Source organism: Bacillus sp. FSL R7-0166, from assembly GCF_038008935.1.
In the GTDB taxonomy this organism is placed as follows: domain Bacteria; phylum Bacillota; class Bacilli; order Bacillales; family Bacillaceae; genus Bacillus; species Bacillus altitudinis.
On record NZ_JBBPAC010000001.1, the window covers coordinates 3,604,421 to 3,621,995 of the forward strand.

A 17,575-nucleotide genomic window follows, 5' to 3' on the forward strand; every position below is an offset into this window, starting at 1 on the left:
GTGACAAAATGGGAAAGCGTTACCCACTCGTCCACCCAAATGTGAAAGGCTTTTTGCATGGTGGCGACTATAATCCTGATCAATGGCTCCATATGCCGGAGATCATTGACGAAGATTTTCGATTAATGAAGCTTGCACACTGTCAAACATTCTCTATCAATATTTTCGCTTGGAGCAAGCTCGAGCCAAAAGAAGGGGAATATGATTTTGCCTGGCTGGATGATATCATGGACCGCTTGGCAGCGCAGGGAGCTCACGCCATTCTCGCCACGCCAAGCGGAGCAAGACCTGCTTGGCTCTCGCAAACATATCCAGAAGTCTTACGCGTTGAAGCAAACCGCCAGCGCAACTTACACGGACTTCGCCATAATCATTGCTTCACCTCACCGGTTTATCGAGAAAAAACGAATACACTCAATCGTTTGCTTGCTGAACGCTACAAGGATCATCCAGCGCTGATCATGTGGCACATTTCAAATGAATACGGCGGTGAATGTCATTGTGATCTTTGCCAAGAAGCATTTAGAGACTATTTGAAAGACAAATACAACCATGACCTTGAAGCTTTGAATCAAGCATGGTGGACGGGATTTTGGAGCCACACCTTTACCGATTGGTCGCAAATCGAGTCACCAGCACCTCACGGGGAGCATATGATTCACGGCATGAACCTAGATTGGAAGCGTTTTGTCACAGCGCAAACGATCAATTTTTATCAAAATGAGATTGAACCGCTGAGAGAATTAACACCTCATGTGCCAGTAACCACCAATTTTATGGGCGACTATCCGCATATGCGTCCATTCCTTGGACTGGATTATCATCAATTTGCAAAAGAAGTCGACGTGATCTCATGGGATAGCTATCCAGCATGGCATAGCGGCAGAGAAACCACTGCAGAATTAGCGTCAAACGTCGCCTTCGTTCACGATTTGTATCGTTCATTAAAGGGCGGTCAGCCGTTTCTTGTGATGGAAAGCACACCAAGCCTCGTGAACTGGCATGAAGTGAATAAGGTGAAGCATAAAGGAATGGCACACCTCTCTGCCATGCAGGCGATTGCCCACGGGTCCGACTCCGTCCTTTATTTCCAGTGGAGACAAGGTCGAGGCGCCTCTGAAAAATTCCACGGCGCTGTTGTGGATCATTCAGGACATGAACACACGCGTGTGTTTCAAGAAGTCGCTGATTTAGGAAAACAGCTGGAGCAGCTTCAGCCGATTGCGGGTACATCCGTTCAACCAGAAGTCGCCATCATATATGATTGGGAAAACCATTGGGCAATTGATGATGCGCAAGGCTTAAATAATACCAACAAACGCTATGTAGAGGCTTGCCAAACTCATTATCGAAGCTTCTGGAAAAAGGGCATCCCTGTTGATATTGTCGGGATGGAAAAGGATTTCTCATCCTATCGAGTGCTTGTTGGACCAATGCTCTACATGATCAAACCAGGCGTGGCAGAAAAGATCGAAGCATTTGTCAAAGAGGGCGGCATTTTTGTGGCAACATACTGGAGCGGCATGGTCGATGAAAACGACCTCTGTTTCCTTGGTGGTTTCCCCGGTCCTCTCCGCCATGTACTTGGTGTTTGGGCAGAGGAAATCAACACATTGATGCCAGATGAACACGTTTTAATGACCACAGGAAATGGACGCACTTATCATGTCGGGCAATATTGCGAGTCCATTCATCCTGAAACAGCCTCTGTGTTAGGGCATTTTGAGAATGGCTGCTATGAAGGACAGCCCGCCCTTACTGTCCGTCCATTTGGCAAAGGGAAAGCATACTATATGGCTTCTGAAAATGAGCAGGCGTTTTATGATGATTTTTACGAAGACCTTATCACAGGAATAGGCATACAACCGATCCTATCCTCTTCGATTCCAGAGGGCGTCAGTGTCCAGAAACGAACAGATGGATCGCAGGACTTTGTGTTTATGATGAATTTTACAGAACAGCAACAGAACATTTCACTAGATTCAGCGGAAAGCTATGAAAATATGCTGACTGGACAGCATACATCTCAACAGTTACAACTGAATCCTTACGAATACGTTATTTTGAAAAAATAGCGTGAAAGAAGCGTCCATCCAAAGGGCGCTTTTTACTTTTAAGTGAATCTAAATACCTATAAAATCTCTTCCGGTAGTAGATTACCAATAGAATCATTATTTTTTATCTAAATTTTTTGACATATTGAACACCGCGCCACGATTGGATTCACCATCCTTTTTTACCATTGTATAGGTATGAAAGCGGTTGCCTAATACTCATATTTTTGATACTCTTTTTTTCAATGCAGATGTGGGACTGCATTGGTATAAAAACAAACAAATGTAAACGGTTTATTGTAGGGGGAGGGGCTTATGTTAACGTTTGTTGGATTGTTGATTATTTTAACGATTGTTGTTTTGCTGATTTGGGGGAAAGCGAGTCCAATTGTCGCCATGGTCATGGTGCCTTTAATAGGGGCGCTCATCGCGGGGTTTGGTATCAATGACATTCAAACTTTCTTTGAACAAGGGATTATCAAAGTATTGCCAGTGGCGACCATGTTTATCTTCGCCATTTTATTTTTTGGCATTTTACAAGATACAGGGTTCTTTGAACCTGTAATTAAAGCATTAATCAAGCTGACAAAAGGAAATGTTGTCACAGTTGCGATGGGAACTGCCTTGATTGGGGTCATCGCACACTTAGACGGAGCAGGAGCTACCACCTTTTTATTAACTGTACCTGCACTGCTTCCGCTTTATAAAAAATTACATATGAGTCCTTATTTATTGCTTTTGTTAATCGGGACGAGTGCTGGATTAACCAATATGATTCCATGGGCTGGCCCCACAGGACGGGCAGCAAGTGTTCTAAATATGGACCCATCTGAACTGTGGGTACCGCTTATTCCCATTCAGCTGATCGGGGTCGTGCTCGTATTAGGAATGGCATTCATTTTAGGAAAAAGAGAAGAAAAACGAATTCGGGTGAAAATCGCCGCAAATGAAGTAGCCGCTGTCCAATTAGAAGGCGCCGATTGGGATCGTGCCATTCAATCGATCAGCGAAACAGGCGATGCGTCTTTAAAGCGTTATCACTTAATGTGGGTCAACCTCATTCTATTTTTAGCTGTTGTTGTCCTTCTTGTGCTGAACGTGATTCCTGCTAGCTATATGTTTATGATTGGTCTTTCACTAGCACTTCTGATTAACTTTCCAAATGTGAATTTACAAATGGAGCGAATTAAGGCACATGCCCCGAGTGCACTAATGATGGCGGCTGTTATTTTCTCCGCAGGTTCTTTTTTAGGGATTCTTGAAGGAACGGGCATGCTAAAGGCGATTGCAGTGGACAGCATTCACATTTTGCCAGCTTTCTTACTGCCATTTTTACATATCATTGTGGGGATATTTGGGGTTCCGCTTGATATGCTGACAAGTACGGATGCCTATTATTATGCACTTCTGCCGATTGTCGAATCGATTACATCAGAGGTTGGCGTGTCAGGGACATCTGCAGCATACGCCATGATGATTGGAAATATCATCGGCACCTTTGTCAGCCCTCTTGCACCTGCTGTATGGCTCGCCATCGGTCTTGCAGGGGTCGATATGGGGAAACATATCCGCTACTCCTTCTTTTGGATGTGGGGGTTCAGTATCGTTTTACTCATCGTCGCCAAACTGATTGGCATCATATAAAAAAGAAAGACATGCGCAAAATCAGCGCATGTCTTTTTCTTTGAATTATGAAGGATATTCACTCGTGTGAATGTCTGTTTTCGGTTTTCTAATCAGTGACATCAATCCAACGATTAGCAACAAGATCATCGGAACGAAAGCAAGACCAACAGTTCCAATTAAAAGAGTCACAGCCGAAACCAAGAAAAGAATACCAGAAAGCACGGCACGGCGGTCTGTTTTCAAGACAATCACACCAACAAGGGCTAAGACAGCCGCAATTGCGGAAACAACCATAAACTGAACGCCAAAGGCATGAACCGAAGCTTCAAGTGTTTCAACTGGCAAGGCGCTGCCTTCCTCTTGTAAAATTTCATTCATTTCTTCATAAAATGCTGGGTCCACAGAGAGCATCAATGCCCCAAAACCAACACCAATTACGTTGAGGACAATACTGATAATCCCCATAATTTTTTCACCTTTACGCTTAATCATTGATAGAAACCTCCTAAAAAGTTAAATTAACCTGTTTTTACTTCTCGCTTTTGGAAGACGATTAAAGCAACCGCCAAGAAGATGGCCCAATAAATGACTAGGACCGTTAGTGAGAAACCTAGGGACATGCCTTCGATATAAGTAGGTGTTTCTGCGAAATACTGTACAGGATCGTTGGCAAACAATAAGTATTTCGCCCAATCAAAGAAGAACATCAAAATGCTTGTGATGGATGCTCCGACAACATAGGCTAATACACTAATCGCTATGGAAATGGCCTCGCTTCTAAACACCGTTGAGATAGCAAAAGAAAGTGTCCCTAATACAACAAACATAGCACAATGCGCCAAATAATAAGAGACCATATTTGCAAACTGAGACCGTTCAATGACTTCACCATTTTGATAAGCCAAATACACATAATCATTGTTTAGTCCAAAGAATATCGCACCTAAGATAAAGGATAAGATAAATAGGACAGCGATTAGGAAAAGTGAATATAGTTGGACGGTAAAGTATTTAGACAAAAGAACCTTCAACCTGGATGGCGGACGAATCAGTAATAATTTAATTGTACCATGCTTATATTCAGCCGAGACAATTGTGGCTGCAATAATAATCACAAATACACCTACCAGCTGAAGCAAATTAGCATTTGTTTTCACATAAGTCCATGCATTTTTACCGAATTGATCGGCTGGAGGTAAATCATGTTTGATTCGATACTCATTGATCGCTATATCGGTTTCAAGGGATCTCTTATAAAATCTTATATTATCCTCTTTCAATTCTTGCTTCTTTGCTTTATTGATTTCTTGCAACTCAGTTTTCCAATCACCGGATGCTTGATCTCCGTCATTTGTCTTAACAGCAAAAATCAACGTCGCAATCATACCTAAAACAAGAAGCCCAACCATAATCCAAGTACCCACACGATAACTGATTTTCATCCACTCGTTTTGAATGAGGCGAATCATACGTCTGCCTCCTTTTTACCTGTTAAGCTTAAGAACTTATCTTCTAAGGTTTGTTTTTCTACTTTGATTTCGTACAAATGAATAGAAGCCTCGCTCAAATGACGAATCAATTGTGGCATCTTCTCTTCTAGGATGGAGAAGAATAAGTACTGCTCCTCTTCTCTAACTGTGATACCTTCCTCAAATGCTTCAATGAGCTTTTGAGCTTCTTCAATCTCACTTGATGCTACTTTCATTCGATAATTGACCAAATCATCCTGCTTCGTCTCCGCACGCTGATCCTCAATCGCAATCAGCTTTCCTTTTTGAATAATGGCGAAACGATCACACATCAATTCCATTTCTGACATGAGATGACTTGAAACAATGACAGCAAGCCCTTCTTCCTTTGCCAGCCTTCTCAAGTAATCTCGTATCATACGAATTCCCTCTGGATCTAGTCCATTGGTCGGCTCATCTAAGATTAGCAGTTTCGGTTTATGTATCAATGCCTGAGCAATCCCCAAACGCTGCTTCATTCCTAATGAAAACGTACGGACACGCTTATGTTTCACATGCTGCAAACTAACTAGTTCTAGCAGTTCATCAATTCGACCTTCATCCACTTTTCCATTCATTCTGGCAAAATGAACAAGGTTTTGTCTTGCCGTTAAATGATTATACATTTCTGGGTTTTCAATAATCGCACCGACATCTTGGATGGCATGCTGATATGAGGCTTGAATACTATGACCATTAATCAGAATGTCACCGGATGTAATGGGAGAAAGACCGACCATCATGCGAATGGTGGTCGTTTTTCCTGCGCCATTCGGCCCTAAGAAGCCAAAGACTTCGCCCGCTTGGACAGAGAAACTCAAGTCTTGAACAATCTTTTTCCCGCGAATATGCCTAGATACATTTTGCAGTTCTAAAACGTTCGTCACGTTACCTCTCCTTCTTTGTCTAAGTATCATCTATCATCTATTTCCTGATAAACACCATGATCCGTCAAAAATAGAAGAACACTTCCATATGGTACAGCAATGCCCAAAAGTTGTGAAGGGGATTAGGCAAAATTTAGAGAATCATCTGCCTTTTTTAAGGTAGGGTTAAGAAAAGCGTGAATTTTTATAAGAAAAGAGGCTTGATTTTTTAAAAAAAGAATCATTTTCAACAGGTACATATGTATGAAATGATGTTTAAGATTATACCTTTCACCTATAAATATCGAAAAAAGAGGCTGATGGTCGACAGCCTCTTTTCATACATTATACTTTCTTCACAAACTCCGATTTTAACTTCATTGCGCCAAAACTAGGAATTTTACAATCAATGTTATGATCGCCTTCGACTAAACGAATCCCTTTGACCTTCGTCCCTATTTTTAAAACCGAAGAAGAACCTTTGACTTTTAAATCTTTAATCACAGTGACCGTGTCACCATCACTTAATAGATTTCCATTCGCATCTTTGACAACAAGCTGTTCCTCTGCCGCTTGTTCTTGTTCTAGCGACCACTCATGCGCACATTCTGGACAAATAAGCATGCTGCCATCCTCGTATGTATAGGTTGAACTGCACGATGGACAATTCGGTAGATTAGACATTTGTGTTTCCTCCAACTTTCTTTTTCATTTAGAACCATTTTACCACATTTCTATAGAAAGAAATGTGATAGAAAAGGAAACATTTTTCATCATTTACTTATCTCTTCCAAATGTCATGACGGCCGCAATATTCCGCGCTGTTCTCTCTACATGCACACTAGCATCATGCATGGCTTCAGCCAGAGTCGTGACGCCAGGGACAATACTAAAAAGTGCATCAATGCCATGATCATGTACGACTGCACTGTCTTTTGAGAGGGACCCAGCGATGCCAATCACAGGGAGTCGATATTGTTTCGCAGCTTTGGCTACACCGATCGGCGTTTTGCCGTAAATGGTCTGCTGATCAATCCGGCCTTCCCCTGTAATGACTAGGTCAGCGTCCTTTAGTACGTCAGCAAAATGTACGGCTTTCAGTACAATATCGATTCCCTTTTGCAGATCAGCCTGTAAAAAGCCTAATAAACTCGCGCCCATTCCTCCTGCCGCTCCTGCACCTGCCGCCTCACCAAAGGAGACATGAAAATGCTGCTTAGCCACTTGTGCAAAATGAGATAAATTCTTGTCCAACAGTTGAACCATTTCTGTATCTGCTCCCTTTTGAGGACCGAACACAGCAGACGCTCCTCTTTCACCCGTTAAAGGATTATCCACATCACACGCCACTTCCAGACGGACTGATCGCAATCTTGGATCCAGTCGAGATAGATCAATAGAAGCTAATTGATTCAGTGATCCACCGCCCGGCGTGAGGTCTTGGCCTGCTTTATCGAGAAAAGAAGCACCTAAACCTTGCATCATGCCAACGCCGCCATCATTTGTTGCGCTTCCGCCAAGCCCAATGATTAAATGCTTCGCTCCTTTATCCAGCGCTGCAAGCATTAATTCTCCTGTCCCTCTAGACGTCGTGAATAAGGGGTTCCGTTTTTCTGGCGGGACAAGATGTAATCCTGATGCTGCTGCCATCTCTATGACAGCTGTCTGACCATCTCCCAACATACCAAAAAAGGCATCCACAGGTTTGCCAAGCGGGCCCGTGACCACTTGCTGGACAATCTTCCCGCCTGTCGCATCCACTAACGATTGAACTGTGCCTTCTCCTCCATCTGCCATTGGGATTTTCATATATTCTGCGTGTGGCAAAATAGAACGAAATCCTCGTTCAATGGCACATGCTGTCTCATAAGCAGATAAACTTTCTTTAAATGAATCTGGTGCGATCACAATCTTCATCCAAAAACCCCTCGTTTCTCATTAAATCCTCAGCCGAACAGCTGGAAAATACCAAAGATAATGGTCGATACAACGGTTAATGTCAAACCAATTAACGATTCAAAGGGCATTAATTTCAACCGTTCTTTTATCTCCATTTGAACACTTCCTGCCGTTGCATGGAAAAAGCTTCCGTGCGGCATATGGTCGAGCACAGTTGCGCCAGCGTGAATCATAGCTGCGCCTGAAAGGGCAGATACACCAAGACCAATAAGAGTTCCGCTAAATACACCACTTGCAACTGCCGTCCCTGCAGTTGTCGAAGCTGTGGCAGCCGACATAAAAATTCCAGACGTTGGTGCAAGCAAGTAAGGAGGTAATCCCGAAGCGTCAAGCGCCTGAATAAATACCTCTTTCATGGAAGAATTCGATACAATTCCAGCTAATGTACCTGTCCCTAGTAACATGATCGCTACACCTGACATTTTATGCAGCCCTGACATCGCATAATCATTGAGAAACTTCCCTTTTTTCATGAAAAGAGCGCCAACAATTCCTCCTATTGGTAAGGCAATCATTGGATCAATATTTATTTGAAACAATGGTCTCAAGGCTAACAAGAGAATGGTCACAAGCGGTCCTACAAGCGCTTGTAGAAAACCAGGCACTTGAACCTGGCCTTGGTCAGCTCCCTCTTCCAGAACAGGTGTCCCTTTATTCGCAAGCTTTTTGGCTAATACATATGTGACGGCTATCCCGAAAATAGCCGGTATGACACCTGCCGCCATCAGGGAAGTAAGCGGTACACCAAAGGCATCAGAGGCTGCAATGGCATTCGGATTCGGTGACATGATATTCCCCGCCTTCCCTCCTCCAATCATCGCAAGTAAAATCCCCGTTTTAGAAAGTTTTGCACGCTTGGCAATGGCAAGTGCGATTGGTGCTACTGTAATGACTGCTACATCTACAAAAACACCCACCGTTGTTAAAATCATTGTTGCAAGTGCGAGTGCTAAAAGTGCCCTCGCCTCTCCAAGCTTTTTGACGATGGCCTCCGCAATAGATAGCGCTGCTCCCGACTCAATTAAAACCCCTGCCAGTACACCTGCCGCCATGATTCGAAGGACAGCCGGAATCATGTCCTTTGCGCCTTCCATCATGACGTTCACGGTCTGCACAACATCTACACCGCCAACCAAACCGCCAATAAATGCACCTGCCAGCATGCCATAAGCAGGTGATACTTTTTTTAAAATGAGAACAATAGCGATCACAAGCGCAGTCAATGCGCCCAATGTACTTACTGTCACATCTCCACCCATTCTCCATCCCTCCTGATTGTCTTTTATTAATTGTAAGCGTTTACTCATTGGGATCGAGTTGTGAATCTAAATGAACTTCTTTTATTTATTACTTCATCCAGTTGTGCAAATGCACAATTAAGACAGTTGATGGTCCAATTGTGCTATGTACAGCTCCATCAACTGTTTCACATGACGAGGGTCTTTTCCGGTCAATGCCTGGATTTTATCTAAACGATATCGCAGTGTATTACGGTGAATAAATAGACGATCAACGATTCTTTGTAAATCCCCGCCCTCTTCAATGTAAACCTTTAACGTTTGAACGAGCTCCATTTCTTGTATCAGCGGATGATAAAAATCACTCCACCGTTTGCCCTCTTTGGCGGCTCTCGCTTTTATAAACAAGCTTTCAAGCTGATAAGATTCAAAGACATATATGCTTTCCTCTGGATGGAGCACCTTTCCTAACCGCAGGGCCTCTCTCGCATGCTGAAAGGACAACGGTAATTGACTCATGTCCTCAGCGACAGTTCCTACACCCACTAGCACTTGTCCATCAACTGCACCTGCCATTGTTTGTTGCAGCTGTTCGATCACATGCTTGAATTGATGGTCACATATCGGCTGTCTTAACAGGATCAATTCATGACGGAAGGTCATGCCTAGTAAATCATCCGCATTCTTATCGTATTGAATGGCATGCATCATTTTGTGTACAGTGTCCTCAGACGATGGAATCGGCTGAAAAACAATAGCCATTCGCCGCTTGTCTAAAACCATTCCAAGCCAGTCAGCACGGTGTTTCAGCTGATGATCACCCATGTCAGACTCGGAGATGAGCTGATTCACAATTTCACTCTCTATTCGCTGCCGCCACTGGAAGCGTTCAAGTAGAAAAGACTGCTCTAATACGAGTTCAGCTGCCATTTTCACCAGCTCGGCATGATGACGAATGTCCCCTGGCTCACCCGTAATCCCAATGACACCAACGACTTGTTCGTGAAAGCAAATAGGCAGATTGATTCCAGGTCTCACGCCTTTTAAGCGGCGGGACGTCTCCTGATCAATCTCCACACTATCTCCGCTTGACAGCACTAGACGTGCTCCATCATGTTTTTGTCCAATCCTTTTTCGTTCACCAGACCCAATAATGACACCATCTGCATTCATGACATTGATGTTTTGATGTAAAATATGCATCGTACGTTCAACCATCTCTTGCGCCAATTCACTGGTTAAAAATTGCATTCTGCATCTCTCCTGAAGGGGTTTTCATTCAATGTATCATAGTGTCATTGCACAATAAATGCAAAGCTGAAAAAAACAGCCATTGACAAGGATACGCCAAAAAGTGTTTAATCAAATCAAGGGACCGACCGACAGTCTAGTCAAAAGAAAGGATGGCTTTATGAGAACCGTTAAACATCCTGAGGAACGCAAAAATGACATCTTAAATGCAGCAGAGAAGCTTTTTTCAACCAAAGGCTATCAGCAAACCACAATTATTGACATCCTCAAAGCCGTTGGCATTGCAAAAGGCACATTCTATTATTACTTTACTTCCAAAGAAGAAGTGATGGATGCAATCATTGACCGGATCATAAAAGCAGATATCATCGAGGCAAAGCGTATTGCCGCTGATCCAGATATCTCAGTGGTCGATAAATTATTTCGCATCATCATGGCACAATCTCCTAAACAGGGCAGCCATAAAGAAGGCATGATCGAACAATTTCATCAGCCTGCTAATGCAGAGATGCATCAAAAAAGCTTGATCAAAGCCATTACAGAGCTATCACCCGTTTTAGCAGAAGTCATTCAGCAAGGGGTAGAAGAAGGGATATTTCAAACGGATTACCCGCAAGAAACTGTCGAATTTCTCCTCGCTTCTGCACAGGTTATCTTTGATGAGGGACTTTTCCAATGGACCACAGCGGAAAGCATACAACGAGCTCTAGCATTTATCGCAATCCTTGAAGCCTCATTACATGCAGAAAAGGGAAGTTTCTCCTTCCTTCTCCAACGTTTAACTGGAGAACCGGAAGACAATAATCAGTGATTGGTCACTTCAATACCAATCCTGCATACATTATAGACTGACGGTCGGTCTAAAAGGAGAGTGATTTTCATGTCGTTATCAGCCAAAAATGGCTCCACCCATTTTATCTATCTCGTTCTCGGGCAAATTATTTCCGTTTTCGGGTCTTCCTTGATTCGTTTTGTTCTATCTTTACACGTCTTGGATATGACACATCGCGTTGATTTATATGCTCTGCTTTTCGCTTTATCCAATATCCCGCTCCTCCTTTCGCCATTAGCAGGAGCAATTGCTGACCGGTTTAACAGAAGAAATTTGATGATTTTATTTGATGTTCTTACTGGCATTATGATTCTGGCTTTTTATTTCTGGTTATTTTCAGGTCATGATTCGCTTTATATGATTGGAGCCGTCATGATTCTCCTTGGTGTCATGAGTACATTTTATGCTCCTGCTGTGATGTCGAGTATTCCTCAGCTAGTGAAAGAAGAAAAATTAGAACAAGCAAATGGCATCGTGAATGGCGTGCAGGCCCTTTCAGGTGTTGTCGCTCCTATCATTGGCGGCGTTTTATACGGACTCATTGGGAGCCAGGTCATCATAGGCGCTAGCAGCATTGTATTTTTTCTATCAGCATGCATGCTTTTACGGTTAAATATCTCTTTCTCACCTAGCCCACTCGCAGAACCGATGACCAAAGTACTCTTGAAAGATATGAAACAAGGATTTTCCTATATCGGAAGCCAGCCATTTTTAAAAAGAGCCATGCTGCTTGCAGCGTTGCTAAATTTCATCCTCACACCATTTTTTATCGTTGGAGGTCCCATTATTTTAAGGGTCACAATGAAAAGCAGTGACATCATGTACGGAATAGGAATGGGTATCATTGAGTTTGCCGTCATCGCAGGCGCCCTGCTAGTTGGGCTTGTAGCGAAACATTGGCGCATTCCTACTTTGTATCGCTGGCTGCTCGTCATCGCAGTCATTTTGCTGCCTGTTGCTTTTTCAACATCCAAGATGGCTCTTCAATTTGGTACATTTCCAGCCTATTTTCTCTTTTTAGCAGGGTGTCTCCCAATTGCCATGCTGCTCACCATGATTTCGATCGTTGTCATCTCACATGTGCAAAAGAAAACACCCAATGCTCAATTAGGAAAAGTCATGGCCAATCTGACAATGGTCTCTCAATGTGCTGCACCGCTCGGTCAAATGATGTACGGGTTCTTGTTCAACACTTTTTCCGCCAGCATGTATGTGACCGTGTTAATCGTCAGTGCCTTGATGTTTGCACTTGCCTTCCTTACAAAAAATATGCTTCGACATGAAGGAGAATCAGCCTCATGAGATTGACGTTTATCAAGAAAGACCTAACCCGCCACCGTCTCATTTCAATCGGCTTAACCCTTTGCATCATGATGACATCATTTTTAGCAACAAGCGCTGCGCAAATGACGGTCCAGCTGAATGGTTCCATTTCTGATCTACTCCAATCAGCCAAAGCACCAGACTTTGTCCAAATGCACGATGGCAGCTTAGATGAAAAAGCGGTCGATATATTTTCAAGTAAACAGTCGATGGTAAAGGCACATCAAATTGTTCCAATGATTCCGATCGAACACGTCAGCATCAAGTTCGGGCAGGAGCCTGCTCAAGCGGGTGTGATGGATCATTTATTTGTAAAACAAAATCGCTATTTTGATTTTCTTTTAAACGAACGAAATGAAAAGCTCACTGTCAATAAAGGAGAAGTAGCAGTCCCTATTTATTTTCAACAAAAATACCATTTAAAGATTGGCGAAAGGTTACTCATTACAAAAGGCTCTCATCAATTCTCTTTTCAAATCAAAACGTTCTTACGAGATGCCCAAATGAATCCAAGTCTTGTCAGTTCAAAGAGATTTCTTCTGCATGATGCGGACTGGGCGACACTGAATCAAGTGTTTCAAAAAAAGGAGTACTTAATTGAATTCTTATTGCATGATGCTAGTCAAGCAGATGCTTTTCAATCACTCTATCAATCATCTGAGCTGCCACAACAAGGGCCTGCTGTCACATTATCCCTGCTTCGCATGCTGAATGCTCTAACAGATGGTATGGTGATCGCCATTCTTCTTCTTGTCTGCTTTCTGCTCATTAGCATTTCTCTCCTCTCTCTTCGTCTGGCTATGACCGCCGCTATAGAAGAGGATGAACGTGAAATTGGAATCTTAAAAGTGCTAGGAATTCCTTTATCAAAAATCAAACAATTATACGTTGGGAAATATGCTGTGCTTGCCTGTATAGGGTGTATAGCAGGATATTTAATGACGCTCATGTTTGGTGATTTGTTTACAGCCAATATTCAGCAATATATGGGGAATCGCCTCTCTTTTATTCATCAGGTGATCCCGCTTTTGGTGTCAATTTTGACGGCAATGATCGTCATCTCATTCAGCTATGCTGTCCTAAGGAGATTTGGACAAATATCAGCCGCTCAAGCCATTCAAGGCGGCATAAGCTCACCAAGCCATAAAAAACAAATTCCTATGCACCTCCAGAAAAACAGATTCCTCCCAGTCAATTTTTGGTTTGGTTTGAAAGATCTGTTCTCGCGAATAAAGATGTATTCAACAATTACTTGTATTATCGCGCTTTGTACATTTTTAATGTTGATGCCGATTCAGTTATGGTACACATTACAATCACCAGATTTCATCACATATCTTGGCTCTGGAAAAAGTGACCTTCGAATTGATATTCGGCAGGGAAATCATTTAGAGAAAAGTACAAATAAAATAGAGTCTATGATTAGCGAAGACCAAGACATTCAAACATCTACCGTCTATGAAACAACTTCTCTACAAGCCAAAACAATGGAGAATACATTAGAAACGCTCTATTTAGAAACAGGTGATCTATCAGCATTCCCTCTCACCTATTTACAAGGAAGGGAACCGTTGAAGGAGGAAGAGATTGCTTTATCGGTGTTGAGTGCTGACTCACTTCAGAAAAAGATAGGCGAAAAAGTCACTCTCGCCACAAATGGGCAGCAAGTTCAAAAAATGGTTACCGGCATTTATCAAGACGTCACCAACGGAGGGAAAACTGCTAAAGCATTATCTCAGCCTTTTCCTCAATCATCCCTTTGGAAAACCATTCAAATACAATTAAAACAAGGAATAGATATGGCAGGAAAAAAAGCAGCACTTGAAACAAATATGTCTCCTGCAAAAGTGACAGATATGAAAGAATATGTGCATCAAACAATAGGAAGCACCGCATCTCTAGTAAAAGTGATTGCATTATTTTCAACCATCGCAGCTTTTGGAACAGCCAGCCTCATGTTAATGATGTTTCTACACATGTTAAGGGCGAAAGATTTAAATCGTACTCACTTGTTAAGGACGATTGGTTTTTCTCAAAAAGATTTAACCTATCAATACTTAACAAGTTTTATCGTCGTTCTCTCTATTGGTGCCTTCATTGGAGCAATCGCTGTTCATACTATTGGTCCGGCGTTAATGAGTGCAGGCGGAGCATCATTAGGAGCATCCAGCCTTCAGTGGTTAGCCCCGAAATGGGTTTGGATCGTGTATCCTCTCCTGCTGTTTATGGTGAATTTAACTGTCATCTCGTGGTTATTGAAGTCCTTTTTTTCTAGTAAAATCAGCCGTCATACACTTTCATAAGGAGATGTTTCACATGGAACAATTAATTGAAGCGAAACAATTGTCTTTACAAATTGATTCATTAAAAGGACAAAAACAGACCATTCTTAGAAATATTCACTTAACCATTAAACGTGGAGAATTTGTCACCATTATGGGACCTTCAGGATGTGGAAAAACCTCTTTGCTTTATCAACTTAGCGGTATAGAGACATCCTCCAGAGGGGAAATCAAATATAAAGGTCAACTGCTATCAGAAATGACAGACAAACAGTTAACAGCTTTGCGCTTATCAGAGATGGGATTCGTCTTTCAACACAGCCACTTACTAAAAAACCTCAATCTATTTGATAACATCATTGCTGCAGCTTACTTAGCGAAGAAAATGCCGAGAAAAGAAGTCAATGAACGAGCAAAATATCTAATGGAGAAACTTGATATTGATCATTTAGCTGATAGATATTTATCAGAAGTATCAGGAGGACAGCTCCAAAGAGCCTCTATCTGTCGAGCTCTTATGAATGAACCAAACATTCTTTTTGCCGATGAGCCCACAGGTGCTCTTAATTCAAGCACCACAAAGGAAGTCATGGATATTTTTTCACAAATCAATTCTGAAGGAACAACTTTGCTTCTCGTCACCCATGATCCAAAAGTGGCCCTTTGCTCTGAAAGAATTTTATTTATGAATGACGGTGAAATTTCAGCCCATTTAAATTTAGGAAAATACGATCGCTTCACCGCTGAGAAACGAGAGGCCTTGTTAAACAAGTGGTTACAAAACTTAGGGTTTTAATTGGTGTCAAACAGGCAGAAAGCTGCCTGTTTTATTTTTTCTTACACTCAAAGGAGTAATCCATAGTCATACTATTTGTTTCTAGTATGATTTTGCCGTCTTCTTGTTGACAAGATTCTGTCAGCAACTCAATTTCTTTGCTATAAAAGTATCTCTTTGAGATATAAAGAGTGACTAAAACAAGTAAAAGCGTCGTCATCACAATTGTCATTTGCCAGTTTAACATTTGAAATCTTTTTTTCATTTCAACATCCTTTCTGAAAGGTCAACACTTGTCTTAGATATTCACCTTTCTCAGTAACTACCAGTTTCTTTTCCAAAATCATCTAGCAACATCATAACTGATTTTCCCTTCTAGATCGACCTTTCATTGTTCTTCTCTCATAGCTAAAAAAGCTTTATTTCATATATTCGGATGGTATTTTCGACCATAAACTTAAAACTAATAGTATCTATCACGTTTTTAGACTTCCAAAAAAAGATTTTACTCATTTGAATAAACAATCAATCATCAATACAATAACGTACATCTCATGACATAAGGTCCTTTTTATTACCTCCTGTCAATCACCTCCCAGAAACGATTATATTTTACCAAAAATTGTGATATCGTTTTTTATTGAAACAGGCGAAAGGATGTTAAAGAGGTGAAATTTCCATGAAAATCATTTCAGCTGAACAGGTGGGGAACCGTTTAAATGATTGGCGAATTGCCATTCGTAAGCATGATGTGCACAATGCAAAGACAATCTACACAGAATTAAAGGAATTACTTCAAGAGATGGAAGAGAATCAGGAGGTCTTGACCTACTATTCATTGCTAGAAGGCAAATTTAAGCTCATGTTATATGAACGAAGAGGTAAAAAACTGAATGAACCGACAGTGCTAGAATACCCTTCTAAAACAAACGACTTAATTGAATATTATTTTTACCTATATAAAGCCCTTTACGCTTCATATAACAGAGACTATGCATCAGCCATCGGACTGTTTAAAATTGCTGAGAAAAAACTACAAAACATTCCTGATGAAATAGAAGTAGCAGAATTCCATACGAAGGTCGCAAACCTATATATGATGCTTCACCAAAGCCTGATTTCACTTCATTATATTCAGAATGCTATCGATATTTTCAAAGGTCATGATGGCTATGAAAGAAGACTGGCAGCAGCTTTTGTGATCGCAGCCACCAACTTCATGGATATTGGCGATTTCAAAAGAGCTGAGAATTACTACACAAAAGCATTACACATCTCAAATCAATTAAACGATCATTTTCTAGCATCACAGCTTTATCACAATATCAGTATTCTATATGCCGAAGCTGGAGAATCAAAAAAATGTATTGATGCCCTAGAAAAGGCTCTTAGTGATGATAACTACCTTTCATCTTGTTATTTCGAACACTCCATGTTTATGTTACTAAAAGAGCTACTCTCCATTGATGAAAAGTCGCAAGCTCTCTATTATTTTGACTTGGTCAAACAAAAACAAGAAATAGACAGAAACCCCATCTATACAGCAAAAATGAATTTTCTCTATCACCTATATTTCACTGAAGACATATCCAAAAAAGCTCAAACCTGTTTCGATGACATCAGTATTCTGAAAGAATTAAAGGATGTTGAAGGTGCCCGTGAATTAAGTGCACTAGCTGCCAAACACTTTGAAGAGCTGGGTTCAATTCACCAAGCATACCTCTTTTTGAAGGATGCCTATCAATTGGAACACACTACACTTAATTGGAGGAATTATGATGAAAAAAGTGAGTTTACTCATTTTCGCTTTAGCCATCGTTGTTTTCGGACAAACGGTGTCTTACAATTCGTTAAATGATAC

Annotated in this window: 14 protein-coding genes; 7 read left to right on the forward strand and 7 right to left on the reverse strand. The window is 41.6% G+C overall.

What is annotated here, in order from left to right; all coding sequences use genetic code 11:
* Positions 1-8 precede the first annotated feature (8 nt).
* On the forward strand, positions 9-2,075 hold the full coding sequence (locus NST01_RS18710) for a beta-galactosidase (RefSeq protein ID WP_116306534.1): 2,067 nt from the start codon (positions 9-11) through the stop codon (positions 2,073-2,075).
* 294 nt (positions 2,076-2,369) lie between these two features.
* Positions 2,370-3,698 (forward strand): CitMHS family transporter, encoded by a 1,329-nt coding sequence (locus tag NST01_RS18715; protein WP_017359919.1) that lies wholly within the window; start codon positions 2,370-2,372, stop codon positions 3,696-3,698.
* 45 nt (positions 3,699-3,743) lie between these two features.
* On the opposite strand, the gene NST01_RS18720 is transcribed toward NST01_RS18715, so the two are convergent.
* From NST01_RS18720 to NST01_RS18750, 7 genes are all read right to left on the reverse strand, one after another.
* Positions 3,744-4,172 (reverse strand): DUF4064 domain-containing protein, encoded by a 429-nt coding sequence (locus NST01_RS18720; RefSeq protein ID WP_007497283.1) that lies wholly within the window; start codon positions 4,170-4,172, stop codon positions 3,744-3,746.
* A 26-nt stretch (positions 4,173-4,198) separates the two neighbouring features.
* A complete protein-coding gene (locus NST01_RS18725) occupies positions 4,199-5,149 on the reverse strand; it encodes an ABC transporter permease subunit (protein WP_008347358.1) in 951 nt (316 codons plus the stop codon).
* Positions 5,146-6,105 carry an ABC transporter ATP-binding protein gene (locus NST01_RS18730; protein ID WP_223255600.1) on the reverse strand — a complete coding sequence of 320 codons (960 nt, stop codon included), beginning with the start codon at positions 6,103-6,105 and terminating at the stop codon, positions 5,146-5,148. The genes NST01_RS18725 and NST01_RS18730 overlap by 4 nt, the downstream gene beginning before the upstream one ends.
* 294 nt (positions 6,106-6,399) lie before the next feature.
* A complete protein-coding gene (locus NST01_RS18735) occupies positions 6,400-6,738 on the reverse strand; it encodes a zinc ribbon domain-containing protein YjdM (protein ID WP_017359922.1) in 339 nt (112 codons plus the stop codon).
* Positions 6,739-6,831: 93 nt separating this feature from the next.
* Positions 6,832-7,971: a glycerate kinase gene (locus NST01_RS18740; protein WP_116306539.1), complete on the reverse strand. Its 1,140-nt coding sequence runs from the start codon at positions 7,969-7,971 to the stop codon at positions 6,832-6,834.
* Between the two features lie 29 nt (positions 7,972-8,000).
* Positions 8,001-9,272 (reverse strand): GntP family permease, encoded by a 1,272-nt coding sequence (locus NST01_RS18745; RefSeq protein ID WP_116306540.1) that lies wholly within the window; start codon positions 9,270-9,272, stop codon positions 8,001-8,003.
* 117 nt (positions 9,273-9,389) lie between these two features.
* Positions 9,390-10,502, reverse strand: a complete 1,113-nt coding sequence (locus NST01_RS18750; RefSeq protein ID WP_116306542.1) for a CdaR family transcriptional regulator — start codon at positions 10,500-10,502, stop codon at positions 9,390-9,392.
* Positions 10,503-10,662: 160 nt separating this feature from the next.
* Here NST01_RS18750 and NST01_RS18755 point away from each other — a divergent pair, with 160 nt between their 5' ends.
* The 5 genes from NST01_RS18755 to NST01_RS18775 all read left to right on the forward strand — a co-directional run bounded on the left by NST01_RS18755 (position 10,663) and on the right by NST01_RS18775 (position 17,572).
* Positions 10,663-11,313, forward strand: a complete 651-nt coding sequence (locus NST01_RS18755; RefSeq protein ID WP_008347371.1) for a TetR/AcrR family transcriptional regulator — start codon at positions 10,663-10,665, stop codon at positions 11,311-11,313.
* 69 nt (positions 11,314-11,382) lie between these two features.
* Entirely contained in the window at positions 11,383-12,636 is a 1,254-nt protein-coding gene (locus tag NST01_RS18760) for an MFS transporter (protein ID WP_025208276.1), read from the forward strand.
* On the forward strand, positions 12,633-14,960 hold the full coding sequence (locus tag NST01_RS18765; RefSeq protein ID WP_249476664.1) for an FtsX-like permease family protein: 2,328 nt from the start codon (positions 12,633-12,635) through the stop codon (positions 14,958-14,960). Before NST01_RS18760 ends, NST01_RS18765 begins: the two co-directional genes overlap by 4 nt.
* 13 nt (positions 14,961-14,973) lie before the next feature.
* Entirely contained in the window at positions 14,974-15,735 is a 762-nt protein-coding gene (locus tag NST01_RS18770) for an ABC transporter ATP-binding protein (RefSeq protein WP_017368394.1), read from the forward strand.
* Between the two features lie 658 nt (positions 15,736-16,393).
* Positions 16,394-17,572 carry a response regulator aspartate phosphatase gene (locus NST01_RS18775; protein ID WP_025208279.1) on the forward strand — a complete coding sequence of 393 codons (1,179 nt, stop codon included), beginning with the start codon at positions 16,394-16,396 and terminating at the stop codon, positions 17,570-17,572.
* Positions 17,573-17,575: the final 3 nt, after the last annotated feature.

Excerpts from the sequence above, each read along its gene's own strand:
- NST01_RS18710 (WP_116306534.1), top strand. The coding sequence starts at position 9 with ATGGGAAAGCGTTACCCACTCGTCCACCCAAATGTGAAAGGCTTTTTG.
- NST01_RS18715 (WP_017359919.1), top strand. The coding sequence starts at position 2,370 with ATGTTAACGTTTGTTGGATTGTTGATTATTTTAACGATTGTTGTTTTG.
- NST01_RS18720 (WP_007497283.1), bottom strand. The coding sequence starts at position 4,172 with ATGATTAAGCGTAAAGGTGAAAAAATTATGGGGATTATCAGTATTGTC.
- NST01_RS18725 (WP_008347358.1), bottom strand. The coding sequence starts at position 5,149 with ATGATTCGCCTCATTCAAAACGAGTGGATGAAAATCAGTTATCGTGTG.
- NST01_RS18730 (WP_223255600.1), bottom strand. The coding sequence starts at position 6,105 with ATGATACTTAGACAAAGAAGGAGAGGTAACGTGACGAACGTTTTAGAA.
- NST01_RS18735 (WP_017359922.1), bottom strand. The coding sequence starts at position 6,738 with ATGTCTAATCTACCGAATTGTCCATCGTGCAGTTCAACCTATACATAC.
- NST01_RS18740 (WP_116306539.1), bottom strand. The coding sequence starts at position 7,971 with ATGAAGATTGTGATCGCACCAGATTCATTTAAAGAAAGTTTATCTGCT.
- NST01_RS18745 (WP_116306540.1), bottom strand. The coding sequence starts at position 9,272 with ATGGGTGGAGATGTGACAGTAAGTACATTGGGCGCATTGACTGCGCTT.
- NST01_RS18750 (WP_116306542.1), bottom strand. The coding sequence starts at position 10,502 with ATGCAATTTTTAACCAGTGAATTGGCGCAAGAGATGGTTGAACGTACG.
- NST01_RS18755 (WP_008347371.1), top strand. The coding sequence starts at position 10,663 with ATGAGAACCGTTAAACATCCTGAGGAACGCAAAAATGACATCTTAAAT.
- NST01_RS18760 (WP_025208276.1), top strand. The coding sequence starts at position 11,383 with ATGTCGTTATCAGCCAAAAATGGCTCCACCCATTTTATCTATCTCGTT.
- NST01_RS18765 (WP_249476664.1), top strand. The coding sequence starts at position 12,633 with ATGAGATTGACGTTTATCAAGAAAGACCTAACCCGCCACCGTCTCATT.
- NST01_RS18770 (WP_017368394.1), top strand. The coding sequence starts at position 14,974 with ATGGAACAATTAATTGAAGCGAAACAATTGTCTTTACAAATTGATTCA.
- NST01_RS18775 (WP_025208279.1), top strand. The coding sequence starts at position 16,394 with ATGAAAATCATTTCAGCTGAACAGGTGGGGAACCGTTTAAATGATTGG.